The organism is Streptomyces sp. NPDC044061 (assembly GCF_056434305.1).
On record NZ_JBWKFL010000001.1, the window covers coordinates 481843 to 506527 of the forward strand.

Below are 24685 nucleotides of genomic sequence, written 5' to 3' on the forward strand. Positions count from 1 at the left end.
AGTGCCGGCCCGGCAGCCCCGGCCCGGCGCAGCACCTCCGGCTGCTCCTCGGGGTCGGTGGTGCCGGAGGGGAGAGGCCACGGAGTCCGCCAGGGGTCGGCTCGCGCGTCGGGGGGAGTCGTGGAGCACCAGGTGCGTGCCCAGGACCGGGTGCCGGCTGCCGGGCAGCCCGGTGCGGTGCGGGGCCGGGCGGACGGCGGCGCCGCCCCCCTCGCCTCGTGTTCCTCCTGTGCGCCCTCACGCAGTCCGCTCGAGGGCCGCCCGGTCGACGGCGTGCAGCAGGCCGGCGCCCGCCGACAGCCGCCCGGCCTCCTCCACCACCGTCAGCCCGAGACGGGCCACCTCGTTGCCCTGGGAGCCGGCGAGGTGCGGGGTCACGAAGGCGTTGGGCAGGTCGAACAGCGGGGAGTCGGCGGGCAGCGGCTCGGGGTCGGTGACGTCGAGCACGGCGCTGAGGCGCCCGGTGCGCAGTTCCGCGATCAGCGCGTCGTGGTCGACCAGGGCGCCGCGCGCGGTGTTGATCAACACGGACCCGGTGGGCATCAGGCCGAGTTCGCGGGCGCCGACCAGATGCCGGGTCTCGGGGGTCTGCGGGGCGTGCAGTGTGACGATGTCCGAGGTGCGCAGCAGGTCGTCCAGCGGCAGCAGAGGTACGCCGAGCCGAGCCGCCTCGGCCTGGTCGACGTACGGGTCGGTGAGACCGGCCCTCAGGTCGTGGGGCCGCAGCAGTTCGATCAGGCGCCGGCCGATGCGGGAGGCGCCGACGATGCCGACGCGGCGGCCGTGGTTGCCGATGCCGGGGACGATGTCGCCGTAGGGGAAGGTGCGGCGGCTGCGCAGCAGGTCGCGGAAGGCGAAGGCGCCCTTCCCGGCGAGCAGGATCATGGCGAGGGTGTACTCGGCGACGGGCAGGGCGTTGGCGGCGGCGGCCGAGGAGACGACGATGCCGCGCTGCCAGACCTCCGGGGTGGTGAAGCCCTTGACCGAGCCGGCCGCGTGCAGCACCGCGCGGAGCGCCGGGGCCGCGTCCAGGACCGCCGCGTCCAGGCGGGGGCAGCCCCAGCCGGTGATCAGGACCTCGGTGCGGGCGAGGGTCTCGCGCAGCCGTGGATCGGTGAAGTCCTCCGCCACCAGAGTGGAATCGATTTCCACCGACCCGCGCAGCCGGTCGAGCAGCTCCGGCGGGAAGAGGTGCGGCACATTCCGGGCCTTCATGGCGAAAAGCGCCTGGGGACGCTCGGACAAGGAAGTGACCTTCCGGCTCGGTGACGCGCGGACAGCAACCGTTCTCTACGGTAGGTCTCGGCGAATGAGAGGGTCAACGAACAGGCACTTCCGGAGGGACGGCAGGGATGACGGAGTCGGCGCAGACGGTCACCAACTGGGCGCGCAACATCACGTACACGGCGAAGGAGTTCCACCGCCCGGACACGCTGGACACGCTCAGGGCCCTGGTGGCCGGCAGCGCGAAGGTGCGGGTGCTGGGCAGTGGCCACTCCTTCAACCGGATCGCCGAACCGGGCGGCGAGGGCGTGCTCCTGTCGCTCGCCGCTCTGCCGCCGGTGATCGACGTGGACACCGCGGCCCGTACGGTGCGCGTCTCGGGCGGTGTCCGGTACGCGGAACTCGCCCGCGCGGTCCACGCGCAGGGTCTCGCGCTGGCCAACATGGCGTCACTGCCGCACATTTCGGTGGCCGGCTCGGTGGCGACCGGCACCCATGGCTCGGGGGTGGGCAACGGTCCGCTCGCGGCGGCGGTGCGGGCGGTGGAGCTGGTGACGGCGGACGGCTCGACGGTGTCGATCGGCCGGGACGACGCCCGTTTCGACGGCGCCGTCACCTCGATCGGCGCACTCGGGGTGGTCACCGCGCTCACCCTGGACGTCGAGCCGTCGTACGAGGTCGAGCAGCACTTGTTCACCGAACTTCCCCTGGCCGGGCTGGACTACGAGGCGGTGGCGGCCTCCGCCTACAGCGTGAGCCTGTTCACCGACTGGCGGGAGCCCGGTTTCCGGCAGGTGTGGGTCAAACGCCGCACCGATCAGGCGCCGGTGGACTTCCCGTGGGCCGCACCCGCGACCGAGGCGCTGCACCCGGTGCCGGGGATGCCCGCGGTCAACTGCACCGAGCAGTTCGGCGTGCCGGGGCCCTGGCACGAGCGGCTGCCGCACTTCCGGGCGGAGTTCACCCCGAGCAGCGGCGAGGAGCTCCAGTCGGAGTATCTGCTGCCGCGGCCGGCGGCCGGCGACGCGCTGCACGCCCTCGACGGCATCCGGTCGGCGGTCTCCGGCGTGCTGCAGACCTGCGAGGTGCGTGCGGTGGCCGCCGACCCGCAGTGGCTCAGTCCGGCCCACGGCCGGGACTCGGTGGCCCTGCACTTCACCTGGATCGCGGACACGGCCGCCGTGCTGCCGGTGGTCCGCCGGGTGGAGGAGGCGCTGGACGCCTTCGATCCGCGCCCGCACTGGGGCAAGGTGTTCACCACGCCGTCCGCGGCGCTCCGCCGGCGGTACGCACGCCTGGCCGACTTCCGGGCGCTGGTCGAAACCCTCGACCCCACCGGCAAGTTCACCAACGCGTTCGTCCGGGACGTCCTGGGGGACTGAGCAGGGTCTTCTCCAGTCGGGCGGAACAGCCTCTAGGATGAGGCATGGAATCGAACTTGACGCATTCCGGGACGAGTTGGGACCGGCGACGCGCAGCGGTCCTGACTTCCCTGCTGGGTGCGGCGGCCCTCGGATGGACCGCGGTCGCGCTGAGCGTGCACACGACCGGCTCGACCGCGGTGGAACCCGGCAGTGTGAGCGATGCCGATCTGGCCCGGCTGGGCGCCGTTGTGATGGCCGTCATCGCGGCGGTGGCGGCCGGACTGTGGTGGCACCACCGGGCGACCGTGCGCCGGCCGGTGACCGGCGGAGGCTGGGCGCGGGCGGCGTTCGCCGTCTCCGCCGTCCATTCGCTGTTCGTCCTGCCGCTGATCGTGTTCGCCTCCTGGGACTGGAAGGCCCTTGCGATCGCGTTCACGTGCGCGGTGCTCGCGGGCGGTGTGCGGGAGACCGCCGGGGTGACGGCAGCCGCCGGCGGCCGCACGGACTCGCCGATCCCGATGGCCGGCTGACGACGGCTGTACGGCGTGACCGGCTCGGAGCGCCCGGGCGGTGCCGTACCCGGTCGTCGCTCGCACCATCGGACTTTGTACAGTCCCTTTCCTAACCCCTTGTCGAAAGCCCCTCCCGGCCCATAGCCTGGCGCCGCGCCGGTGGCTCACGCCGCCCCGGCCTGGCCTGACGGGACGGGAGGGGCAGCTCCGTGAAGCGCACATCACGTGACATCCGCACGGCGAACCGCTACGAGGTGCTGCGCCAGATCATCGCCGAGTCGCCCACCTCCCGGCAGGAGCTGGCGGCCGCCACCGGACTGAGCCTGGCCACGGTGGCCACCCTCGTCGGCGAGCTGCTGGACCTGCGCATGATCACCGAGGTCGGTTTCGAGGACTCGGCCGGGGGCCGGCCGCGGGGCCTGGTCGCGGTCAACGCGTCGGGGGGCGCGCTGATCGGCGTCGACATCGCGGAGACCTACGTCCACGTGGAGCTGTTCGACCTGGCGCTCAGCGTGCTGGCCCGCGCCGACGAGGACATGCGGCCGGGCGAGAGCCGGCCGGAGCAGGTCGTCGGCCATGTGGCGGCCGCCGTCGGCTCGGTGGTCGCCCAGGCCGGGGTCGAGGCGGCCCGAGTGCTGGGGGTCGGGGTGAGCGTGCCGGGCCAGGTGGACCGGGACACCGGCGTCGCCGAGTACGCGCCCAACTGGAACTGGCACGACGTCCCGCTGCTCGACCTGCTCGCCGAACACATCGCCCACCCCCTGTACCTGGACAATCCGTTGCGCGCCTGCGCGGTGGCCGAGCTGTGGTTCGGGGCGGCGCGGGGACGCGGGGACGCCGTGGTGGTGAACCTCGGCACCGGTGTCGGCGCCGGGCTGGCCCTCGGCGGTGGGCTGCACCGGGGCGTGAGCAACAGCGCCGGCGAGTGGGGCCACACCACGCTCGTGCTGGACGGGCGGTTGTGCCACTGCGGCAACCACGGCTGTGTGGAGACGTACGTGGGCGCGCCCGGCATCATGCAGAACCTGCGTGAACTGAGCCCGCAGTCCACGCTGTTGCACCCCGAGGACCAGACGGCCACCATCGACGCGCTGGCCCGGGCGGTCGCCGCGAGCGACCCGGTGGCGGTCAAGGTGGTCCGGGACACCGCCCGCTATCTGGGCGCGGGAATCTCCGACCTGATCAACCTCCTCAACCCCGAAGTGGTCGTGCTCAGCAGCTGGGTGGCCTCCCGGCTGGGCGAGCCGCTGCTCGGGGAGGTTCGCGCGGCCGTCGCCCGGCACGCGCTGAGGCGGCCGCTGGCCGCCACCGAGATCGTCCTCTCCCCGATCCCCACCGACCCGGTGTCCCTGGGCGCGGCCACGTTCGCGCTGGAAGGCGCGCTGCAGTCCGTCGCGCAGAGGACCGGCACCAAGCGCACCACCCTCGTTAGGAGCCGTACCGCACCGCCTTCATGACGACGGAAGGGATGCACGTGTCTCACCCCCGCACCGTTCACCCCCGCACCGCTCACCCCCGTATCAGGAGATCCCTCCTGCCGGCAGCCGCGACAGCACTGGCCGTCACCGGGGCCCTGCTCACCTCCCCGTCCGCGAACGCCGCCGGCACCACGGTGGTCGCCGAGGTCTCCCCCCACGCCGCCCAGACCATCGACGACATCGGCGCCTCGGGCGCCTGGTGGGTCGACGACCTGAAGAACTTCGACCCCGCGGTCCGGGCCCGGGTCGCGAAGCTGCTGTTCTCGAGGCAGGGCCTGGACCTGAGCGCGTACCGCTACAACATCGGCGGAGGCGGCACCGGTGTGACGTACGCGCCGCGCGCCCCCGAGGACTTCCTGAACGCCGACGGCGGTTACGACTGGAGCAGGGACGAGGCGGGCCGGTACTTCCTGTACGCCGCCGCCGAGTACGGCGTCAAGGACCTGATCGGGTTCGTCAACAGCGCGCCGGCCGCCTGGAAGACGAACGGGAGGAGCTGCGGCGGCTACCTGAAGGCCGAGAACGAGCGGGACTTCGCGAAGTACGTCGCCGATGTCACCGACCACTTCGCGCGCCAGGGCGTGCGGCTCGGCTACATCAGCCCCTTCAACGAGCCGACGAACAGCTTCGACTCCTGCGGCCAGGAGGGGATGCTGGTCGACCCCGCCCAGCGTGACGACATCGTGCGCACGCTCGGAGCCGAACAGCAGCGCCGGCACCAGCGGACGGGCATCATCGCCGACGAGTCGACCAGCACGGTCAAGTTCAGCTCCGAGGTCCCGCAGTGGATCTCGCAGCCGGGGACGGCCCAGTACGTGTCGAAGCTCGCCCACCACACGTACGACAACCCGTCCGACGCGGACCGGGCGAAGGTCCACGAGACGTCCCGGGCGGCGGGCAAGGAGTCCTGGTCGACGGAGATCTGCTGCTTCGGCAAGGGAGGCACCGGCTGGGCGCAGGAGTACGACCCGACGATCGACGGCGGGCTGAACCTGTCCCGGATCATCTACAAGGACTTCGCGACCGCCCACGACTCCGCGTTCCAGTGGTGGGTGGCACTGTCGGAGATGTCCGGCAGCGACCCGCTGGCCAGGAACGACGACGGCTGGAACGACGGCCTGATCTACTACGACCCGGACTACGCCACGAACGGCAACCAGACCCTGTACTTCACCAAGCGCTACTACGCGCTGGGCCAGTACAGCAGGTTCGTGCGGCCGGGCTCGGTCGCCCACGACGTGACCGGGGCGCCGGACGGTGTGGAGGTGTCGGCGTACGACCGGGACGGCACCTGGGTGGTCGTGGTCAACAACCACAACGCGACCGACACCGCGCTGGACCTGCACTTCAACAGCGGGACGCCGGTACGGGCCACGCGGGCGGTGCGCACCTCGGCCGACGAGAACTGGGCGAAGGCCGCGAAGCCGTCGGTGCGTGCCGACAGCATCTCCGCGACGCTCGCGGCCCGTTCGATCACCACCTACGTCTTCGACCAGAAGGGCCACGGCGGTTCCGCGCTGACCGGGGCGCTGGTGGGCAGGCAGTCGGGCAAGTGCCTGACCGCCGACGCCTCGGGCGCGGCGATCGCCACCTGCACCGGTGGGGCGGCGCAGTCGTGGTCGTACGACGCGAGCGGCACGCTCAAGGGCACCAACGGGTATCTGACGGAGGGGAGTTCGGGACTCACGGCGGCCGCCGCGACCGGGGACGGCAGCCAACGCTGGCTGCTGAACTCCAACGGGCAGATCGTCAACGAGGCCTCGGGCAGGTGCCTGGACGTCAGCGGGCAGGCCACCGCCGACGGCAGCAAGGTCATCCTCTACAGCTGCAACGGCGGCACCAACGAGGCCTGGAACAGGCAGTAGCCGGGCAGTAGTCGCACCCTCCCCCTGGCCGAGGGTCGCCGGCCACTCCCTGGCCCGGCGGCCCTCACCTCCCCGCGACCGCACGTCCGTTCGGGATCCCGGACCGAAGGCAACGCTTCGGGCGAGGGCGTACCCGGCGAGGGAGCACACGAACAGCGTGCCGACCGTGTGCAGGACGCCGTGACCTTCGTCCCCAGCTTCGTGCCGGTGTCGTCGCTCGGCTGGGTGGACAGCTACCGGGGCCTGATCATCCCAGGGCGCTTCAGCGGTTTCACCTGCTTCCTGTTCCGGCAGTACTTCCTCGGGTTCCCGAAGGAGCTGGAGGAGGCGGCGCGCGTGGACGGGCTCGGCTACTGGGGCGCCTACTGGCGTGTCGTGGTGTCGAACTCGCTGAACTTCTTCGCGGCGATCGCCACCATCGCCTTCATCAACGGCTGGAACGCCTTCCTGTGGCCGCTGGTCATCGGCCAGGACCCGAGCGCCTGGACGGTCCAGGTCGCGCTGTCGTCGTACATGACCAACCAGACCGTCAACTACCACCTGAACTTCATGGCGACCGCCATTTCCATCCTGCCGCTGCTGTTCGTGTTCCTCTTCCTCCAGCGCCGGCTGGTGCAGGGGATCGCGCAGACCGGCATCAAGGGCTGAGCTGGGAGACCGATGTCCTTCCGCACCACCACCGCCATCGATTACGTCGAGGACGTCTCACCGGGGTCCGGGGCTCTGCCGCCCCGCGCCTGGTACGCCGCCTCGGACGCCAGGTCCCTCTCGCTGAACGGCCGCTGGCGCTTCAGACTGTCGGACACTGCAGACGCCGAGGACGACTCCTTCGCGCGGGAGGAGTACGACGCCCGTGACTGGCCTGAGGTGTCGGTCCCCGGCCACTGGGTCCTGCAGGGGCACGGCGCCCCCGTCTACACCAACCACCTCTACCCGTTCCCGGTCGACCCGCCCCGGGTCCCGACCGAGAACCCGACCGGCGACCACCTGCGCGTCTTCGACCTGCCCGAGGACTGGCCGGCCGACGGCGGGGCGGTGCTCCGCTTCGACGGCGTGGAGTCCTGCGCCCGGGTCTGGCTGAACGGCACGGATCTGGGCGAGTTCAAGGGGTCCCGGCTGCCGCACGAGTTCCCGGTCGGGCATCTGCTGAGGGGCGTGGGCAACGTACTGGCGGTCCGCGTCCACCAGTGGTCGGCGGGCTCGTACCTGGAGGACCAGGACCAGTGGTGGCTGCCCGGGATCTTCCGTGACGTCACCCTGCTGCACCGCCCGGCGGGCAGCGCCCTCGACTTCTTCGTGCACGCCTCCTACGACCATGCAGCCGGCACCGGCACCCTGCGCGTGGACTCCGACGTGGACGGCCGGGTGACCGTACCGGACCTCGGCATCGACATCGCGACCGGCGATCGGATCACGGTGCCGGCCGAGCCGTGGTCGGCGGAGCGCCCGCGGCTGTACGACGGGGTGCTGGCCACCGAGGGCGAGCGGGTGCCGCTGCGCATCGGCTTCCGCACGGTGGCGCTGTCGGACGGCCTGATCGAGGTCAACGGCAGGGCCGTCCTGTTCAAGGGCGTCAACCGGCACGAGTGGCATCCGGAGAAGGGCCGCGCGCTCGACCTGGAGACCATGCGGGAGGACGTGCTGCTGATGAAGCGGCACAACATCAACGCGGTGCGCACCTCCCACTACCCGCCGCACCCGGCCTTCCTCGACCTGTGCGACGAGTTGGGCCTGTGGGTGATCGACGAGTGCGACCTGGAGACGCACGGCTTCACCGAACAGGACTGGCGGGACAACCCCGTCGACGACGACCGCTGGACCCCGGCGCTGCTCGACCGCGCCGCCCGCATGGTCGAGCGGGACAAGAACCACCCCTCGGTCGTCGTCTGGTCCCTCGGCAACGAGGCCGGCACCGGCCGCGGTCTGACGGCGATGGCCGAGTGGATCCGCGGCCGGGACTCCTCGCGGCTCGTGCACTACGAGGGCGATGCGACCTGCCGTGACACGGACGTCTACTCGCGGATGTACGCGGACCACGCCGAGGTCGAGCGGATCGGCCGCGGCCTGGACGGCGGCACCCGGCGGCGCCGCGAACTCCCCTTCATCCTCTGCGAGTACGGGCACGCCATGGGCAACGGCCCCGGCGGACTCGCCGACTACCAGCGGATCTTCGAGGCGTACGACCGGCTCCAGGGCGGCTTCGTCTGGGAGTGGATCGACCACGGCGTCAAGGACGACCGGTACGGCTTCGCGTACGGCGGCGACTTCGGCGAGGAGCTGCACGACGGCAACTTCGTCTGCGACGGCCTGCTGTTCCCGGACCGCCGGCCCTCCCCCGGCCTGGTCGAGTACAAGAAGGTGCTCGAGCCGGTCGCGATCGAGGGCGACGGCACGGGCGGCACGGTCCGCATCACCAACAAGTACGACTTCGCCGACCTGTCGGCGCTCGCGTTCACCTGGTCGTACGAGGTGACCGGCGAGGCGGCCGGGACGGGTGTCCTGTCGGTGCCCGCGCTCGCGCCCGGCGAGTCGGCCGAGGTGAAGCTGCCCGAGCCGCCGGTGGCTCCGGCGGCCGACGAGGCCCACTGGACGGTACGGGCGGTGCTCGCCGCCGACACCCCGTGGGCGCCGGAGGGCCATGCGGTCGCCTGGGGCCAGTTCGCGGTGTCCGCGCGCCGGCTGCCCGCGGTACCGGCGACCGACGGGCCGGTGCTCGGCGGCGGGCTGATCACCCTCGGCCCGGCCTCCTTCGACGCCCGCACCGGCGCGCTGCGGTCGATCGGCGGGGTGGAGGTCACCGGGCTGCGCCTGGACGTCTGGCGGGCCACGACCGACAACGACGACGGCGCCGCCTGGCAGTCCGACATCCGCTACGGCCTGCTGTGGCGCAGGCTCGGCCTGCACCGGATGCGGCACCGGCTCGACGCGGTGGAACCGGCCGACGACGCGCTGACGGTCCGCACCCGGGTGGCCCCGGCGGCCCGGGAGATCGGACTGCGGGCCGTGTACCGCTGGACGTCGGACGGCAGTCGGCTGCGGCTGACGGTGTCCGTGGCACCGGAGGGCGACTGGACCGTGCCGCTCCCCCGGCTCGGCGTCCGCTTCGGGCTGTCCGCGGCCGACGAGGTGCGGTGGTACGGCGGCGGCCCGGGTGAGGCGTATCCGGACAGCAGGCTGGCGTCCGCCGTCGGCCGCTGGCAGTCGACCGTGGACGACCTGCAGACGCCGTACGTGCGTCCGCAGGAGAACGGCGCCCGGGCCGACGTCCGCTGGGCGGAGCTCGGCGGCCTGCACGTCGAGGGCGACCCGGAGTTCTACCTCACCGCCCGCCGCTGGACCACCGAGCGACTGGACGCGGCGGCACACCGCACCGACCTCTCCCCCGGAGACAAGGTCTGGGTCAACCTCGACCACGCCCAACACGGCCTCGGCTCCCAGTCCTGCGGCCCCGGCCCACTACCCCGCTACCACCTGCGGGCCGAGCCCACGGAGTTCTCCTTCGTGTTCTCACAGACCCCCGCCCCGGAAGCCGGCCACCCGACCGCTTCCTGACGCTTCCACGGCCGGCCGGCGGGGAGGCCCCGGCCTCCGGGCGTCGCCCTTCCCGGATGCCTGCTTCCTAGATGCCCTGGGATAATTCCTAGGTGTCCAAGGACAGGCATCCACGGAGGTGGCTCATGGCTCGGGCGGGGCTTACTGTCGGGCGGCTGGTCGGGGCCGCCGCCGAGCTCGCCGACGAGGTGGGGTTCGAGAATGTCAGTCTGTCCGCGCTGGCCCGGCGGTTCGGGGTGAAGGACGCGAGTCTGTACTCGCACGTCCGGGGTCTGAACGACCTGCGCACCCGGCTCGCGCTGCACGCGGGCGGCGAGCTGATCGACCGGATCGCCGAGGCCGTGGCCGGCCGCGCGGGCAAGGACGCGCTGGCCGCGTTCGCGGGTGCCTACCGGGACTACGCCCTGCGGCACCCGGGCCGGTACGCGGCCACCCGGATCCGCATCGACCAGTCCCTGATCGCCGACTCCCCCGCCATGCGGCGCACGGCCGAGATCACCTGCGGCATGCTGCGCGGCTACGGCCTGGACGAGCCCGATCTGACGGACGCCGTGCGCCTGTTGCGCAGCACCTTCCACGGCTACTGCGCCCTGGAGTCCGCCGGCGGCTTCGGTGCCGACCGGGACGTCCGGGCCTCCTGGGACAAGGCGGTCGAAGCCCTGCACCTCGCCCTCACGCACTGGCCACGGGAGAAGAAGAGCGATGACTGAGCCCCCGCACCACGACGTCACGGGCAGCGGTCCCGTCCTCCTGCTGGTGCCGGGCGGGGCGGGGCACCCCATGGGGCTCGGACCGCTCACCGAGCGCCTGGCTCGCCGGTTCACCGTGGTGACGTACGACCCGCTGGGCCTCGGCCACGGCCGGCTCGGCCCGCCGGTCCCGGACCAGCGGCCGGCGGACTGGAGCGACGGGGCACGGCGGGTGCTGGAGACGGTACTGCCGCCGGGTGAGCGGGCGCATGTGTTCGGGACCAGCTCCGGCGGCATCGCGGTCCTCGATCTGCTCACCCGGCATCCACGGCGGCTGGCGCACGTGGTGGCGCACGAGCCGCCGTGCGTGACCGTGCTGCCCGACGGCCGGGAGCGGCGGGAGGAGCTGATCGGTCAGCTGGACGGCCCTGGCCGGCCGCCGGCCGAGGGCGCCTCGGCGACCCCCATGGGTGTCTTCCTCGCCCACGTCCTGCGCCCGTTCACCACCTACGTCCCCGCCCTCCCCGCCCCCGAGCGCCGCCTCACCCTCGCCGCCGGGACCGACTCGCGCGGTCAACTCCTGCACCGGACGGCCAAGTTGATGGCCGACCGGTTGGGCAGCCGTCTGGTGGAGTTCCCGGGCGGGCATCTCGGCACCCTGGAACACCCCGTGGACTTCGCCGACCTGCTCATCGAGACGTTCGGCTCCGGCGCGCGCACCCCGTCGTAGGAGTCATTCCCCGCGCTCGGCCGCGCTGCGCTCGACGCAGAACTCGTTGCCCTCGGGGTCGGCGAGAACCACCCAGCCGGTGCCGTCGGCGTTGCGCCGGTCGTCCACCTGCGTGGCGCCCAGGGAGAGCAGCCGCTCGACCTCCTCGTCACGGCTGCGGTCCTGGGGCTGCACGTCGAGGTGGACCCGGTTCTTGACGGTCTTGGCGTCCGGCACGGTGACGAAGAGCAGACCCGCGGCCTCGATCAGCGCCATCTCGTCGCCCGGGTGGTCGTCCTCGTGCAGGGGCTGGTCCAGCACCTGCGACCAGAAGCCGGCCAGGGCGTAGGCGTCGGCGCAGTCGACGGTCACGTGACGGATCCTGGAAGTCATGAGCGTGGATTCTGCTGCACGCGGCTCCGGGCGGCAACGCCGTGGATCTCCGTGGCCGCGCTCGCCGCCGCCCGGCCGCGCGACCGGACGCCCGTTGCCGGCGCGCACACCTCGGCGTAGGTCGGTGTCGTACCGCCGGGCTCCCGGCCGGCCACGATGTCGTCCACCGCGTCCAGGGCCGCCCCGAGCGCCCGCCGGTAGAGCAGCGAGCCGAGGCTGACGCGGCGCACGCCGAGGTCGGCGAGCCGGGGCACCGTGGGTCCGGTGGGCGAGTAGAGCACGTTGAGCGGGGTGTCGAGGCGCCGCACGAGGGCGTCGATCCGGCCCGGATCGGTGAGCCCGGGCACGAACACCCCGTCGGCCCCCGCCTGTTGATACGCGTCGAGGCGCCGCAGGGTGTCCGTCTCGTCGCCGTCGTCCAGCCAGTACGTGTCCGTACGGGCGTTGACGAACAGGCCGGGTACGGCCGCCTTCACGGCGGCGATCCTCGCGACGTGCCGGGCGGTCGGACCGAGCCCGTCCTCCAGGTTGATACCGACCGCCCCGAGGGACCACAACTCCGCTGCCAGCGCGGCGACTTCGTCCGGCTCGTCGGCGAAGCCGGACTCGGCGTCGACGGACAGCAGGTAGGGCTCCGCGCCGAGTGTGCGGGCGAGGCGCAGGGTGTGCTCACGGGTCGCGGCCCGGCCGTCGGGCAGCCCGGCGGCCGCCGCCACGGCGAGGCTGGTCGTACCGATCGCCGGGAAGCCGCGGGCCGCGAGGAAGCCGGCCGAGGCGTGGTCCCAGGCGTTGGGCAGGAGCAGCGGCTCACCGGGGCGGTGGTGCAGGCCGGCGAAGGACGTCACGGCGGGCTCAGCGGTCATACGGCCATGCTGGACGCCGGTCGTTTCGGCGCCCGCCGAACCGTGCGCCCCGGCAGCGCTCGCACGTCCGGGTTCAGCCGGGCGTCACCGACCACGACCCGTCGGCGGACCGGTCGTCCCCGGCCGTGAACCGGAAGCGACTGAGCCTTCCCGTGGCCCAGCGGACACTCAGGTCGTGCTGCCCGCGCACCTCGACGGTCACCTGGTCCGCGAGGGGCAGCGGGTCGGGGTCCGCGGTGAGCCGGGCCACGGCTACGAACAGGGTGGGCGCCTCGCCGGTCACGCCGGACAGGGCGAACCCGTCCGACAGGCCGTGCAGCGGCAGCAGTTCGGCCCGCTCGTCCTCCCACGGCACCCACCCGGTGACGTGCACCTCGGTGCCGGGAGCCGTCCCCGCCACCAGATGCGCCCGCACCTCCACCGCGCCGTCGGCCACCACGAGGCTGGTCACCTCCGTCCCGGACCGCACGGTGTACCGGGAGGCCGCCCAGTCCTCCCCCACGCCCAGTGGCACGATGCCCGAGCGGACCGGATCGCCGCCGACCATGACGATGTTGTCGGGCGGCGACCCCAGGGGCCGGGTGACCGTGGAGTACGCGAACCGCGTGTAGTGCGGGTCGTAGCGGATGTCCTCGCTGCCGTGGTTGTGGAGGCGCACGACGCCGTCCGAACGGGTGGACTGGAGCAGCCAGTTGGGGCCCGCGATCGGGGTCACCGCGTCGGCGCGCCCGGCCGGGCCCGGCTCCTCGGGCGCCGTCCACACCTCGTGTTCCGGGGGGAGCAGGAGGCCGAGGAAGCCCTTGCTCGCCCAGTACGGCGAGGCCGGCCCGGAGTAGCTCTGCAGGACGGCGTCGTCGGGCCCGTGCCAGCCGAGGGTGAGCAACCCCCGGGAGTCGACGGCCCCCCGGTCCAGGAAGTACTTCAGCGCGCCGGAGGCCAGCCGCCGCGTCTCGCCCGCCGCGAGGGGCGTACGGTCGGTGAGCGCGCCCAGCCACAGCGGGGCCGCGGTCGCGAACCGGTACGTGAGCGAGCGGCCCTGGTGCAGGGGCGCGCCGTCACCGCCGAACAGGCGGGCGTAGTCGGCGAGATGGGCCTGAAGCCGGCCGCCGTACAGGTCGAGGAGTGCCTCGTCGCCCGCGAGCCAGGCGTGCAGCACCGGGTACAGGTGCATGGCCCAGCCGTTGTAGTAGTCGTACTTGCGGCCGTCCCCGTCCGTGTACCAGCCGTCGCCGACGTACCAGTCCTCGATGCGCTCCAGGCCACGGTCGACCGCCTTGCGGGCCGCCTCGGGTTCGTGCCCGATCTCCGCCAGGAAGCCGCCCACGGTGACCGGGAACAACTCCCAGTTGCAGGGCCAGGGTTCGGCGGTGAGCGCGTCCGCCAGCCAGGCCGCCGTGCGCTCGCGCACCGGCTGGTCCAGGCGGTCCCACAGCAGCGGCCGGGTCAGCCGCAGGGCGAGGGCGATCGAGGCGGCCTCGACGAGGGGCTGGCTGCGGTCGGCGACCTTCGGCCAGACACCGCCGGGGCCGGACCCGAGGCCCTCGGCGTAGCGGCCGAGCACGGTCTCGTCCCGCCGGAAGGCGGCGAGCAGCAGCGTACGGGCGTACCCCTCCAGGCCGTCGGAGAGGTGGCCCGCGTGGCTCACGTGGTCGCCGGGCAGGTGGTAGAGGGCGCGGTCGGGGGTGGCGAAGGGCTCGACGGCGGCGAGCAGGGCGTCGGCGGCGGCCTCCCAGTGGGCGCGGGTGTAGCCGGTGTACGGGCTCGAGGAGCGGTCGTCGGCGGGCAGTTCGATCACGGCGGCGCTTCTTCCTTCCTGGCGGGCCTGGGACGCCCCGGTTCCGGTCGGGGCGCCCCAGGGCTTCGCCCCACCCGCACCCGGTCCTTCTGCACCGGGAGGGCGAGGAGTTCGTCGCGGACCGGGCCCGCGCAGACGGGGCAGGCGTCCGACTCGGGCTCCTCCGCCGGACCGACGAGGTCGCGGCTGGACCGTACCGCCACTCGGCAAGCGCTTTCTAGCCCTTGGACCGGATTCACCCACGGATGCCGACGGGCCCCGGCGGCAGCAAGTCCGCCGGGGCCCGTCGGGAATGTGTCGTGCGACGGAAGGCCGGTCTCAGTCCGTGCCGGACTCCATCGCGGCGCGGTCGAGCATCGTCTCCTCGTCCGTGGCCTCACCGCGCGAGGCGATCGCCTCGGCGCCGCCCTCGGGCATGGCGCCGATCAGACCCGTCGAGGCGGCCTGCGCGGCGCCGACCAGCGTCGGGTGGCCGGTGCCGACCATGCCCAGGTTCGCGTACTGCTCGAGCCGCGAACGGGAGTCGGCGATGTCCAGGTTCCGCATGGTGAGCTGGCCGATGCGGTCCACCGGGCCGAACGCCGAGTCCTCGGTCCGCTCCATGGAGAGCTTGTCCGGGTGGTAGCTGAGCGCCGGGCCCCGGGTGTCGAGGATCGAGTAGTCCTCGCCGCGCCGCAGCCGCAGCGTCACCTCGCCGGTGATCGCCGCGCCGACCCAGCGCTGCAGCGACTCGCGCACCATCAGCGCCTGCGGGTCCAGCCAGCGGCCCTCGTAGAGCAGCCGGCCGAGCCGCCGGCCCTCGTTGTGGTACGCGGCCACGGTGTCCTCGTTGTGGATCGCGTTGACCAGGCGCTCGTAGGCGATGTGCAGCAGCGCCATGCCGGGCGCCTCGTAGATGCCGCGGCTCTTGGCCTCGATGATCCGGTTCTCGATCTGGTCGGACATGCCGAGCCCGTGCCGGCCGCCGATCGCGTTGACCTCCATGACGAGGTCGACCGGGGACGCGAACTCCTTGCCGTTGACGGTGACCGGGCGACCCTGGTCGAAGCCGACGGTCACGTCCTCGGCGGCGATGTCCACCGACGGGTCCCAGAACGGCACGCCCATGATCGGCTCGACCGTCTCGATACCGGTGTCGAGGTGCTCCAGGGTCTTGGCCTCGTGCGTGGCGCCCCAGATGTTGGCGTCCGTGGAGTACGCCTTCTCCGTCGAGTCCCGGTACGGCAGCCCGTGCGCGAGCAGCCATTCCGACATCTCCTTGCGGCCGCCCAGCTCCGTGACGAAGTCGGCGTCCAGCCAGGGCTTGTAGATCCGCAGGTGCGGGTTGGCGAGCAGCCCGTACCGGTAGAACCGCTCGATGTCGTTGCCCTTGAAGGTGGAGCCGTCGCCCCAGATCTGCACCCCGTCCTCGAGCATGGCCCGCACCAGCAGCGTGCCGGTCACGGCGCGCCCCAGCGGCGTGGTGTTGAAGTACGGGCGCCCGCCCGAGCGGATGTGGAACGCGCCGCAGGCGAGCGCGGCCAGGCCTTCCTCGACCAGCGCGGCACGGCAGTCGACGAGGCGGGCGATCTCGGCGCCGTACGCGAAGGCACGGCCGGGCACGGAGGCGATGTCGGGCTCGTCGTACTGACCGATGTCGGCGGTGTAGGTGCACGGGACTGCGCCCTTGTCGCGCATCCAGGCGACGGCGACCGAGGTGTCGAGTCCGCCGGAGAAGGCGATGCCGACGCGCTCGCCGGTGGGCAGGGAGGTGAGGACCTTGGACATGGCAAAACTATGCAACATTCCGCATTCTCATGCAACGCCCCAGGGCAGCGCGCATCGCCGGTGTCCCCGGACCGCACATCGACTAGCGTCGTGACATGAGCAGGAACACCCCTCCCGGCCTCGCCTCCCCCGGCCTCGCCGAAGCCCTCGCCGCCGGCCCGGTCGTGCTCGACGGCGGCATGTCCAACCAGCTCGAGTCGGCCGGGCACGACCTGAGCGACGAGCTGTGGTCGGCCAGGCTGCTGGCCGAGCGGCCCGAGGCGATCACGGAGGCGCACCTCGCCTACTTCACGGCGGGCGCGGACGTGGCGATCACCGCCAGCTACCAGGCCACCTTCGAGGGCTTCGGCAGGCGCGGGATCGCCCGCGAGGAGGCCGCGCGGCTGCTCGCGTCGAGTGTGGGACTCGCCCGCGAGGCGGCCCGGCGGGCGCGGGAGGCCGGGGCGGCGCGGCCGCTGTGGGTGGCGGCGTCGGTCGGCCCGTACGGGGCGATGCTCGCGGACGGGTCCGAGTACCGGGGGCGGTACGGGCTGAGCGTCGGGGAGCTGGAGCGGTTCCACCGGCCGCGGATGGAGGTGCTGGCCGGAGCCGGTCCCGATGTGCTGGCCCTGGAGACCGTGCCGGACGCCGAGGAGGCCACCGCCCTGCTGCGGGCGGTACGCGGGCTGGGTGTGCCGGCCTGGCTGTCGTACACCGCCGAGGGCCGGCAGACGCGTGCCGGGCAGCCGCTGGAGGAGGCGTTCGCCCTGGCCGCCGAGGTGGACGAGGTGATCGCGGTCGGGGTCAACTGCTGCGCCCCGCGGGACGTGGAGTACGCCGTCGCGACCGCGGCCCGGGTGACCGGAAAGCCGGTGGTCGTCTACCCCAACAGCGGCGAGGCATGGGACGCCGGGACCCGGGCCTGGACGGGCCGGACCACGTTCGGCACCGAGCAGGTCAAGTCCTGGCGCGATGCGGGCGCGCGGCTGATCGGCGGGTGCTGCCGGGTGGGCCCGCAGGCGGTCGCGTCCATCGCCGGGGCACTCGGACACGCCGTCTGACCGGTACGGCCACTCGCCGCAGGTCGCCCGGTTCCCTTCGGGTCACCCCCCTCCCCGGGCCGGAACTCAGCGGCGCCGCGCCCCCACCGAGCGGCGCAGGCGGCGTACCGCCGAGGCCAGTTCGGCGCCGGGGGCGCGGGCGTCGGAGGCGGGCGTGGGTTCCGGGACGGTGGGGGCGGCCGACCAGAGGGCGACTTCCGCGTCCCGGGGGCCGCGGGCGGTGTGCGGGACACCCTCGTCGAAGATCCGTACCGGATGCGAGGCGTCCCAGGCCTGCCAGCCGGGATCGCCGGTCGCGGCGAACCGCACCCAGGCCCCGTGCATCGCGTCCCCGAGCTCCTGCGGGGCTCCCTCACCGGCCAGCTTGGCCGACTCCGGGACGTCGCCGGTGTCGAAGACGAACCCGAGCTCCAAGGCGTGGCAGGCGCCGAGGCCGGGGAGGCGGGACGGCCAGGCGAACTCGTAGACGTACGAGGTGCCGGGGCGGGCGTCGGCCAGCCGGTGCATGGGGATGCGCAGCAGGTGGTCGGTGACCATCTGGCCGACGATCTCGGCGGTTCCCGCGCCGGGGTGCAGGGTCCGGTAGCCGCGCGGCACCTCGTGGCCGACGTGGCAGCGGGCCATGGCGCCGGCCAGGGCGACCGCGCCCAGCCGGTCGACGCGCTCCAGCAGCCCGCCGGGCACCAGCCACAGCCGGTACTCGTCCCGGGTCCAGCCCATGAGCAGGTCGACCCCCCGGGCGGCCTCGCCGTCGATCAGGGCCTGGAGCGGGTCGCGGGGCACCAGGTCGCCGTCCACGACGATGCCGAAGGCGGGTCCGCCGAGGACGGGGCTACTGAGCCGCCCCACCTCGGCCTGGGTGCGCAGCAGCAGGTCGAGGTCGACGGCGGCGAAGGCCTCGGCGGTGGCGGGGATCTTCAGCCGGGTGGCCATGCGGCGCACCATCCGCCGCACCTTGGCGCGTTCCGGGGCCTCCGGCGCTCCGCTCTGCAGGACCGCCCGCCGGAACAGGCCCTGGGCCTGGGGTGCGGCGATGAGGGCGCCGGCGCTGATCGCACCGGCCGACTGTCCGCAGACGGTCACGTTGCCCGGGTCGCCGCCGAAGGCCGCGATCGTCTCGTGCACCCATTGCAGGGCGGCGAGCTGGTCGCGCAGGCCGGGGTTGGGCGGGGCGTCCGGGAACAGCCCGTAGCCTTCGATGCCCAGCCGGTAGTTGACGGAGACGCAGACGACTCCGTCACGGGCGAAGCTGCGGCCGTTGTACACGGGGACGGCGGAGGATCCTCTGGTCAGGGCGCCGCCGTGCAGCCAGACCAGGACCGGCAGCCGGGCTCCGGGGCCCGGATCGGGGGTCCAGACGTTGAGGTTGAGGCAGTCCTCGCCGGCGACGGTCGGGTCGGACAGGTAGTGGGCGAACGCCTCGGAGTACGGCGGTTTCGGCGCCGTGGGCCCGAAGGTGCCGGCGTCCCGCACCCCGTCCCAGGGCCCGGCCGGCTCGGGCGGCCTGAACCGCCGGGTGCCGAAGGGCGGGGCGGCGTACGGGATGCCCCGGAACACCGCGACACCCTGCTCGTAGCGGCCGCGTACGGCCCCGTGGGGCGTTCTGACCACGGGACCCGTCTGGTCTGCCGTCATCGCCCACCAGCCCTTCGCCGTGTCGTGCACCGCTCACATCAGAGCATCACATCGCCCGGATGTATTCCGGTGCACAGAGCCTGGGGTGGGCCATTGGGGTGTACGGGAGCCGCCGAGCCGTACAGGTGGGTGACTTTCGAACCGGGCGGCTGCCCAAGCCCCGCGCGAGGACCGAGCGGCGCGGCGGACGGGAAGGGCCGGGCAGCCCCGCACGGGTGCCCGGCCCTTCGCTCTTGCCCGGTCTCAGTCCTCGTCGTCCGCCGCACGCTCGCCGCGGAGCGCCTGGATGGCGTCCACGGCGCTGCCGTCGTGGTCGCTGCCGGCCGTGCCGCTGCCGGTCTGGACGTTCGCCGTCCGGTCGACCTCGAGGATCGAGTCGGCCCCCGAGTTGTCGATGACGGTGATCAGGCTGTCCCCGTTCGCGAGCGCGGGCGCGGTACCGGCTCCGAGGAGCGCCGCGGCGATCACCGCGGCGGCCCCGAGCCGGGGCACGGCACCACCGGTCACACGCCCACGCCCTCGGGCTGCAGCCGCTCGGGGGCGATGTTGCGCTCCAGCAGGGCGGTCGACGCCTTCACACCGACCCCGTCGGCCGGGTCCACCAGCGGCAGCCGGCCGTCGGCGGCCTTCAGCCCGGTGAGCGCGGAGTCCATCGCCTCGTGGGCGGCGAACAGGCAGGGCGTGCTGTAGATCGCGACGTCGACGCCGAGGTCGGACAGCTCGCCGAGCGACAGGCGGGGCGACTTGCCGCCGGCGATCTGGTTGAACAGCAGCGGCTTGTCCCCGACGACCTCACGGATGCGCTTGATCCACTCCACGCTGCGCACCCCGTCCACCAGGACCACGTCGGCGTCGGTCGCGGCCAGCCGCTCGGCCCGGCGCAGGATGTCGTGCTCGTCGGTGGCGTCGGTACGGGCGACGACGACCAGGTCCTTGCGGGTCTGCAGGACCTTCTCCAGCTTCTCCAGGTACTCCTCCAGCGGCAGCACCTGCTTTCCGTCGGCGTGCCCGCAGCGGCGGGGCCGCTTCTGGTCCTCCAGGATCACCCCGGAGGCGCCGATCCGCTCCAGTCCCTCGACGACGTGACAGGCGACCTCGGGGTCGACGTACCCGTCGTCGATGTCGACCAGCAGATGGTGGTGCGGGAACGCGCCCCGCAGCCGCTGGACGAAGGCCACCATGTCCGGCCAGGCGATGAAGCCGATGTCCGGCAGGCCGTAGTACGAGGCCGCGAAGCCGAACCCGGAGACGAACATCCCGTCGTAGTGCTTGGCCGCGATCGAGGCCGAGTACATGTCGTACACGCCGATCAGCGGTGTGGTCCCGGGCCCGGCGATCCGCTCGCGCAGCTTTTTTCCGTAACTCAAGGTCCGGCTCCTCCTGTGGGTGGGTGACGCGGGCCGTGGGGGTCCGCCGCGTCTCGACGCCCTTTACCAGGACAAGATCATTCCTTGGTACACGCCTGACCTGCACCGTACGTCTGCTTTACTCACTCCGATGGCGGAACGGGTTCACCGCAGAAACGTCACTCGGAGAGTCGCCCCGCCCAGCCGATCCCGCCGCTCAGGTGGGCCAGGAAGCCCGGTTCGCGGTAGGCCTCGGCCGCGTGCCCGAGGGCCGTGTAGAAGACCCGTCCCTCACCCTGCCGGCGGCACCAGGCCAGCGGGTGGTCCGCGCCCATCCCGCCACCCTCGTACGACGTCTCGTCCGCGCGCAGCAGCACCCGCACCCGGTCACGGGGGTTGGTCCGGAAGTCGTACCACTCGTCGGTGAAGTCCCAGACGGCGGGCAGGTGGCGGGTCGCGGGGTGGGCGGGGTCCTCCACGACGGCCCTGCCCGGCTGGTACTCGGGGTGCCGCTCGAACCGGGCGCCGAGGAGTTCGCCGTAGTACGGCCACCCGTACTCGGTGCAGGCGGCCGCGTGCACACCGGCGAAGCCGCCGCCCGACCCGACGTACTCCGCGAGCCGTTCGCGTCCGGCCGGGGTCAGTACGTCGCCGCTGGTCGAGAGGAAGACGACGGCCACGAATCCGCCGAGCGGCCGCTCGACGTCCACGGGATCCTCGGTGTGCTCGACCGTGAACTCGCCCAGTGCGCGCAGGGCGTTGACGGCGTCCGGGATGGAGTCGTGGCGGTAGTCGGTGGTGCGGGTGCAGACGAGGAGTCGGGGTGCCATGGCAGACGTATTCTGCCCGGTCGTCCGCGTCCCGCGGTAGATTCGGGCGACGAGAGTCACGCTGAGTGTCGATCATGAGACGGAACGTACGCGAGCGGGTGGGGAGTTCGACCGCATGGGCACGACTCGACGGGCACGGAAGAACGCCTCGGCGATGAAGATGGTGGGGGCACTGCTCGCGCTCCACCGCGAGGCCGCCGGATACACCCAGAACTCGCTGGGCCAGCGGTCCGTGCTCGGCGAGGAGATGATCGCGTCGATCGAGCAGGGCAGACGGCCGCTGAAGCCCGATGTCGCCGAGCAGCTGGACGAACTCCTCGACACCAAGGGGACGTTGTCGGTGGCCGTGAGCAGGATGCCCGAGGTGGATCTCGTTCCGATGTGGGCGGAGGAGTTCCTCGACCAGGAGCGGGAGGCCATCGCGATCTCTTCGTACGAGAACCAGGTGGTGCCGGGGCTGTTGCAGACGGACGCCTACGCGCGGGCCGTGTTCGTCAGCCGCGTCCCGGTGTACGGCCAGGACGACATCGCGCAGTTGGTGAAGGCGCGCATCGACCGTCAGGCGATCCTGCGTCGCAGGGAAGCGCCGATCACGTGCTTCGTGGTCTGGGAGCCGGTGGTGCGGGCGCCTGTCGGGGGAAGGAGCGTCTGGGCGGAACAGCTGCGCCATCTTCTGGCTTGCTCCGAATTGCCCGGCCTCATGCTTCAGGTTCTGCCACTGGACCGCACGACCCATGCGGGGCTGAATGGACCGTTCGTCCTCCTGGAGACGCCCGAACATCAGCGGCTGGCCTACGTGGAGACTCAGCGGGGCAGCCAACTGATCGCCGACCCAGACGAGGTGGGCATCCTCACCCAGAAGTGTGCGATGCTGCGGTCGCAGGCCCTCACGCCCGAGGACACGTGGGATCTGCTGGACCGTCTACTAGGAGAGCGATGAGTGGCACGGCACTTCGGTGGGTCAAGTCGAGCTACAGCGGCGACGAGGGCGGCAACTGCGTCGAAGTAGCCACCGAGCCCACGGCCGTCCACATCCGCGACTCCAAGACCCCCACCGCCCCGCACCTCACGGTCACCCCTTCGGCCTGGACCGCGTTTCTGAAGCATGAGCCGTATTCCACCGCTGCTTGACCACCTCGTCCTGGCCACGCCCGATCTGGCCGCGACCGTCGCCGAGTTCGCACGCCGGACGGGGGTGACACCCGCGCCCGGTGGAGTGCACGTGGGGTTCGGCACCCGGAACCATCTGGTGTCGCTGGGCGGCCGGAGCTATCTGGAGATCATCGGGCCGGACCCGGAGCAGCCGGAGCCGGTGGAACTGCGGCCGTTCGGTGTCGACCGGCTGGCCGGTGCGCGCACGGTGACCTGGGCGATCAGCCCACCCGATCTGGAGGCGGCGATCAAGGGCGCCCGCGAGCGGGGCCACGATCCGGGGCCGGTCCACCCGATGAGCCGCCGCACTCCCGACGGCACCCTGCTGCGGTGGCGGCTGACCGACAGCGGTACCGCCCATCTCTCGGGCCTGGTGCCGTTCCTCATCGACTGGGGTGACTCGCCGCACCCGACCGGTTCGGGCCTGCCCGTCACACCGCTGCTGGAGGTGACGGCCGGCGCGCCGGACCCGGACGAGGTCCGGCCCGTGCTGTCCGCGCTGGGCACCGAACTCGCGCTCACGCGGGGGCCGTTCGCGATCTCCTTCACCGTGGACACGCCGCGGGGGCCGGTGACCTTCTAGTTGTGTGCCCGCGGCCGTTCGGCCGATCCAAGATGACCGTGAACGGGGAAGACGTGTCAGACCTGACCGGCAGCGGCGCCGAGCCGCTGGAGGACGAGGATCCGCGGCGCATCGGGGCGATCCCGCTGGTCGGCCGGCTCGGGGCCGGCGGCATGGGCCGGGTGTACCTCGGGGTGCACGAGGGCCGGTACGCGGCCGTCAAACAGCTGCTGCCCTCCGTGGTCGCCGAGGACAAGGACTTCCTGCGGCGCTTCGGTCACGAGCTGGACAACCTCTCCCGGCTGCCCGCCGAGGCCACCACACCGCTGCTCGACAGCGACCGTACCGCCCGGCCGCCGTGGTTCGCGACCGCGTACGTCCCCGGCCTCACCCTGCGCGAGGCCGTCGAGCTGAACGGCGGCCCCCTGCCCGTCGACGCGCTGTGGCTGCTGCTGCGGGACGCGGCCTCGGGGCTCGCGACCGTACACGCGCTGGACATGGTCCACCGGGACGTCAAGCCGTCCAACGTCATGCTCACACTCGACGGCCTCACCCTCATCGACTTCGGGGTCGCCCGGGCCGCCGACCAGAGCCAGCTGACCCGGACCGGCATGGTGGTCGGCACGCCCGCCTACATGTCACCCGAACAAGCCTCCGGCAGGCGGGAGTTGAGCGGCGCCGTCGATGTGTTCGCGCTGGGCTCGGTGGCCGCGTACGCGGCGAGCGGGCAGCCGCCGTTCGGGGACGAGTCCGGGCACGGCGTGCTGTACCGCATCGTGCACGAGGAGCCCGACCTCCAAGCCGTACGAGACCTGGATCCGGAGCTCGCCGATCTGGTCGACTCCTGCCTCGCCAAGGACCCCGAGGCCCGCCCCACCGCTGCCGAACTGGTCGAACTCGCCTCGGCACACGGGCCGTTCGAGTCTCCGCTCTGGCCCGAGGCGGTCGCCGGGCGACTGGCCGAACGGGCCGCCTTCGCCGCGAGCGTGCCGGACGTCGATGCCTCACCGTCCGAGTCCGTGGCGACGCTTCCGCTCTCCGGGCCGGGGCAGGAGAAGGAGCAGAAGGAGGAAAACGGGGAGCGGGCGGAGGAGGAGTCGCCGTCCGAGGGCAAGCAGAAGCCCGAGTCCCGTCCGAAGCGGCGTCGGACCCGTGTGCTGTTCACCGTGATCCCCGTCGTGGTCGTGGTGACGGGCACGACGCTCGCCGTGCAGCTCCTGCCGTTCGGGTCCGCCCCGGAGGCGGGGGCGAAGGCGACCCCGTCCGCCTCCGTCTCCGCGCCGCTCACTCACACGCCCTCGGCCTCGGCCTCGGGCGGAACACCGTCGCCGAGGAAGTCCGCATCGCCGAGCGGGAGTTCGAGCGCAGGAGGCGCCCGGGCCGGTGCCGGGGCGGGAGGCTCGGAAGGTTCCGGCGTCGGCGGCGGCTCCGGCGGGCCTGGTGACGCGGGCGGCTCCGGCGGGCCGGGCTCCGGCCGCAGCAACGGTTCCAGCAGTTCCGGTGGGGCTTCCGGCGCGACCTCGGCGACATCGCCCGCGCCCAGCGGCCACTTCCGGCTCAGGGATGTCGGCTACGGCAAGTGCCTGGCCGTGACCTACGGCGTCGTGTTCGCCACCTGCGCGGACAGCCCGGCGACCAACTGGACCGCAAAGGCCGGTTCGGGCGGTTCCTACAAGCTGTACAACGAGTCCGCCGGCCAGTGCCTGAGTGTGGACGTCAACCAGCTGTACATGGCCGACTGCGGATCCGGGACCGTCCAGAGCTGGCGCACGGGTACCAGCGGCACCGTCGTGAACCTGTACAGCAGCCTGTGTCTCGACGAAAGTTCCAGCTGGCCGGTCCTGGCGTCCTGCGAGCCGTCGAAGTCGACCCAGCATTGGGCGAAGAAGTGATCCCGCCCTCGAACGGA

The 24685-nt window shown here is 72.6% G+C and carries 21 protein-coding genes and 1 pseudogene; 13 read left to right on the top strand and 9 right to left on the bottom strand.

Annotated features, from left to right (window positions below; genetic code table 11):
- Positions 1-237: 237 nt before the first annotated feature.
- Positions 238-1245, bottom strand: coding sequence for a hydroxyacid dehydrogenase (locus tag AC07CM_RS02175; RefSeq protein WP_478874393.1), 1008 nt, complete (start codon positions 1243-1245; stop codon positions 238-240).
- Between the two features lie 107 nt (positions 1246-1352).
- On the opposite strand from AC07CM_RS02175, the gene AC07CM_RS02180 reads away from it, so the two are divergent.
- From AC07CM_RS02180 to AC07CM_RS02215, 8 genes and pseudogenes are all read left to right on the top strand, one after another.
- Entirely contained in the window at positions 1353-2606 is a 1254-nt protein-coding gene (locus AC07CM_RS02180) for an FAD-binding protein (protein WP_478874394.1), read from the top strand.
- Between the two features lie 44 nt (positions 2607-2650).
- Positions 2651-3118 carry a hypothetical protein gene (locus AC07CM_RS02185; RefSeq protein WP_478874395.1) on the top strand — a complete coding sequence of 156 codons (468 nt, stop codon included), beginning with the start codon at positions 2651-2653 and terminating at the stop codon, positions 3116-3118.
- A 191-nt stretch (positions 3119-3309) separates the two neighbouring features.
- Entirely contained in the window at positions 3310-4557 is a 1248-nt protein-coding gene (locus AC07CM_RS02190) for an ROK family transcriptional regulator (RefSeq protein ID WP_478874396.1), read from the top strand.
- 11 nt (positions 4558-4568) lie between these two features.
- Positions 4569-6443, top strand: a complete 1875-nt coding sequence (locus AC07CM_RS02195) for a glycoside hydrolase (protein WP_478874397.1) — start codon at positions 4569-4571, stop codon at positions 6441-6443.
- Positions 6444-6611: 168 nt separating this feature from the next.
- Positions 6612-7091: pseudogene (locus tag AC07CM_RS02200) on the top strand (carbohydrate ABC transporter permease); the annotation flags it as partial.
- A 12-nt stretch (positions 7092-7103) separates the two neighbouring features.
- The gene (locus tag AC07CM_RS02205; RefSeq protein ID WP_478874398.1) at positions 7104-9995 is read left to right on the top strand and encodes a glycoside hydrolase family 2 TIM barrel-domain containing protein; all 2892 of its coding nucleotides are present in this window, start codon (positions 7104-7106) and stop codon (positions 9993-9995) included.
- Positions 9996-10120: 125 nt separating this feature from the next.
- On the top strand, positions 10121-10705 hold the full coding sequence (locus AC07CM_RS02210) for a TetR/AcrR family transcriptional regulator (RefSeq protein ID WP_478874399.1): 585 nt from the start codon (positions 10121-10123) through the stop codon (positions 10703-10705).
- Positions 10698-11414: an alpha/beta fold hydrolase gene (locus tag AC07CM_RS02215; RefSeq protein WP_478874400.1), complete on the top strand. Its 717-nt coding sequence runs from the start codon at positions 10698-10700 to the stop codon at positions 11412-11414. Before AC07CM_RS02210 ends, AC07CM_RS02215 begins: the two co-directional genes overlap by 8 nt.
- Before the next feature lie 3 nt (positions 11415-11417).
- Here AC07CM_RS02215 and AC07CM_RS02220 read toward each other — a convergent pair whose 3' ends face one another.
- From AC07CM_RS02220 to argG, 4 genes are all read right to left on the bottom strand, one after another.
- Positions 11418-11786 (bottom strand): VOC family protein, encoded by a 369-nt coding sequence (locus AC07CM_RS02220; protein ID WP_478874401.1) that lies wholly within the window; start codon positions 11784-11786, stop codon positions 11418-11420.
- Entirely contained in the window at positions 11783-12649 is an 867-nt protein-coding gene (locus AC07CM_RS02225) for an isocitrate lyase/PEP mutase family protein (protein WP_478874402.1), read from the bottom strand. Before AC07CM_RS02225 ends, AC07CM_RS02220 begins: the two co-directional genes overlap by 4 nt.
- A 73-nt stretch (positions 12650-12722) precedes the next feature.
- Positions 12723-14441, bottom strand: coding sequence for a DUF2264 domain-containing protein (locus AC07CM_RS02230; RefSeq protein WP_478874457.1), 1719 nt, complete (start codon positions 14439-14441; stop codon positions 12723-12725).
- 321 nt (positions 14442-14762) lie between these two features.
- Positions 14763-16211 (bottom strand): argininosuccinate synthase, encoded by a 1449-nt coding sequence (gene argG / locus AC07CM_RS02235; RefSeq protein WP_478874403.1) that lies wholly within the window; start codon positions 16209-16211, stop codon positions 14763-14765.
- Positions 16212-16306: 95 nt separating this feature from the next.
- Here argG and mmuM point away from each other — a divergent pair, with 95 nt between their 5' ends.
- The gene (gene mmuM / locus AC07CM_RS02240; protein ID WP_478874404.1) at positions 16307-17251 is read left to right on the top strand and encodes a homocysteine S-methyltransferase; all 945 of its coding nucleotides are present in this window, start codon (positions 16307-16309) and stop codon (positions 17249-17251) included.
- 66 nt (positions 17252-17317) lie between these two features.
- Here the strand turns inward: mmuM and AC07CM_RS02245 are convergent, their stop codons facing one another.
- From AC07CM_RS02245 to AC07CM_RS02260, 4 genes are all read right to left on the bottom strand, one after another.
- A complete protein-coding gene (locus AC07CM_RS02245; protein ID WP_478874458.1) occupies positions 17318-18886 on the bottom strand; it encodes a carboxylesterase/lipase family protein in 1569 nt (522 codons plus the stop codon).
- A 243-nt stretch (positions 18887-19129) separates the two neighbouring features.
- Positions 19130-19393 (bottom strand): hypothetical protein, encoded by a 264-nt coding sequence (locus AC07CM_RS02250; protein ID WP_478874405.1) that lies wholly within the window; start codon positions 19391-19393, stop codon positions 19130-19132.
- On the bottom strand, positions 19390-20253 hold the full coding sequence (locus tag AC07CM_RS02255; RefSeq protein ID WP_478874406.1) for an isocitrate lyase/PEP mutase family protein: 864 nt from the start codon (positions 20251-20253) through the stop codon (positions 19390-19392). Before AC07CM_RS02255 ends, AC07CM_RS02250 begins: the two co-directional genes overlap by 4 nt.
- Before the next feature lie 158 nt (positions 20254-20411).
- A complete protein-coding gene (locus AC07CM_RS02260) occupies positions 20412-21062 on the bottom strand; it encodes a ThuA domain-containing protein (protein WP_478874407.1) in 651 nt (216 codons plus the stop codon).
- Positions 21063-21177: 115 nt separating this feature from the next.
- On the opposite strand from AC07CM_RS02260, the gene AC07CM_RS02265 reads away from it, so the two are divergent.
- Genes AC07CM_RS02265 through AC07CM_RS02280 form a run of 4 tightly spaced genes read left to right on the top strand, consistent with a single transcriptional unit; the run spans position 21178 to position 24668 of the window.
- Positions 21178-22002, top strand: a complete 825-nt coding sequence (locus AC07CM_RS02265; RefSeq protein ID WP_478874408.1) for a helix-turn-helix domain-containing protein — start codon at positions 21178-21180, stop codon at positions 22000-22002.
- Positions 21999-22193, top strand: a complete 195-nt coding sequence (locus AC07CM_RS02270) for a DUF397 domain-containing protein (protein WP_478874409.1) — start codon at positions 21999-22001, stop codon at positions 22191-22193. The genes AC07CM_RS02265 and AC07CM_RS02270 overlap by 4 nt, the downstream gene beginning before the upstream one ends.
- A complete protein-coding gene (locus AC07CM_RS02275; RefSeq protein WP_478874410.1) occupies positions 22168-22797 on the top strand; it encodes a VOC family protein in 630 nt (209 codons plus the stop codon). Before AC07CM_RS02270 ends, AC07CM_RS02275 begins: the two co-directional genes overlap by 26 nt.
- A gap of 32 nt (positions 22798-22829) precedes the next feature.
- On the top strand, positions 22830-24668 hold the full coding sequence (locus AC07CM_RS02280; RefSeq protein WP_478874411.1) for a serine/threonine-protein kinase: 1839 nt from the start codon (positions 22830-22832) through the stop codon (positions 24666-24668).
- The last annotated feature ends 17 nt before the right edge of the window (positions 24669-24685 follow it).

Excerpts from the sequence above, each read along its gene's own strand:
- AC07CM_RS02180 (WP_478874394.1), top strand. The coding sequence starts at position 1,353 with ATGACGGAGTCGGCGCAGACGGTCACCAACTGGGCGCGCAACATCACG.
- AC07CM_RS02185 (WP_478874395.1), top strand. The coding sequence starts at position 2,651 with ATGGAATCGAACTTGACGCATTCCGGGACGAGTTGGGACCGGCGACGC.
- AC07CM_RS02195 (WP_478874397.1), top strand. The coding sequence starts at position 4,569 with ATGCACGTGTCTCACCCCCGCACCGTTCACCCCCGCACCGCTCACCCC.
- AC07CM_RS02205 (WP_478874398.1), top strand. The coding sequence starts at position 7,104 with ATGTCCTTCCGCACCACCACCGCCATCGATTACGTCGAGGACGTCTCA.
- AC07CM_RS02210 (WP_478874399.1), top strand. The coding sequence starts at position 10,121 with ATGGCTCGGGCGGGGCTTACTGTCGGGCGGCTGGTCGGGGCCGCCGCC.
- AC07CM_RS02215 (WP_478874400.1), top strand. The coding sequence starts at position 10,698 with ATGACTGAGCCCCCGCACCACGACGTCACGGGCAGCGGTCCCGTCCTC.
- AC07CM_RS02220 (WP_478874401.1), bottom strand. The coding sequence starts at position 11,786 with ATGACTTCCAGGATCCGTCACGTGACCGTCGACTGCGCCGACGCCTAC.
- AC07CM_RS02225 (WP_478874402.1), bottom strand. The coding sequence starts at position 12,649 with ATGACCGCTGAGCCCGCCGTGACGTCCTTCGCCGGCCTGCACCACCGC.
- argG (WP_478874403.1), bottom strand. The coding sequence starts at position 16,211 with ATGTCCAAGGTCCTCACCTCCCTGCCCACCGGCGAGCGCGTCGGCATC.
- mmuM (WP_478874404.1), top strand. The coding sequence starts at position 16,307 with ATGAGCAGGAACACCCCTCCCGGCCTCGCCTCCCCCGGCCTCGCCGAA.
- AC07CM_RS02245 (WP_478874458.1), bottom strand. The coding sequence starts at position 18,886 with ATGACGGCAGACCAGACGGGTCCCGTGGTCAGAACGCCCCACGGGGCC.
- AC07CM_RS02260 (WP_478874407.1), bottom strand. The coding sequence starts at position 21,062 with ATGGCACCCCGACTCCTCGTCTGCACCCGCACCACCGACTACCGCCAC.
- AC07CM_RS02265 (WP_478874408.1), top strand. The coding sequence starts at position 21,178 with ATGGGCACGACTCGACGGGCACGGAAGAACGCCTCGGCGATGAAGATG.
- AC07CM_RS02270 (WP_478874409.1), top strand. The coding sequence starts at position 21,999 with ATGAGTGGCACGGCACTTCGGTGGGTCAAGTCGAGCTACAGCGGCGAC.
- AC07CM_RS02275 (WP_478874410.1), top strand. The coding sequence starts at position 22,168 with ATGAGCCGTATTCCACCGCTGCTTGACCACCTCGTCCTGGCCACGCCC.
- AC07CM_RS02280 (WP_478874411.1), top strand. The coding sequence starts at position 22,830 with ATGACCGTGAACGGGGAAGACGTGTCAGACCTGACCGGCAGCGGCGCC.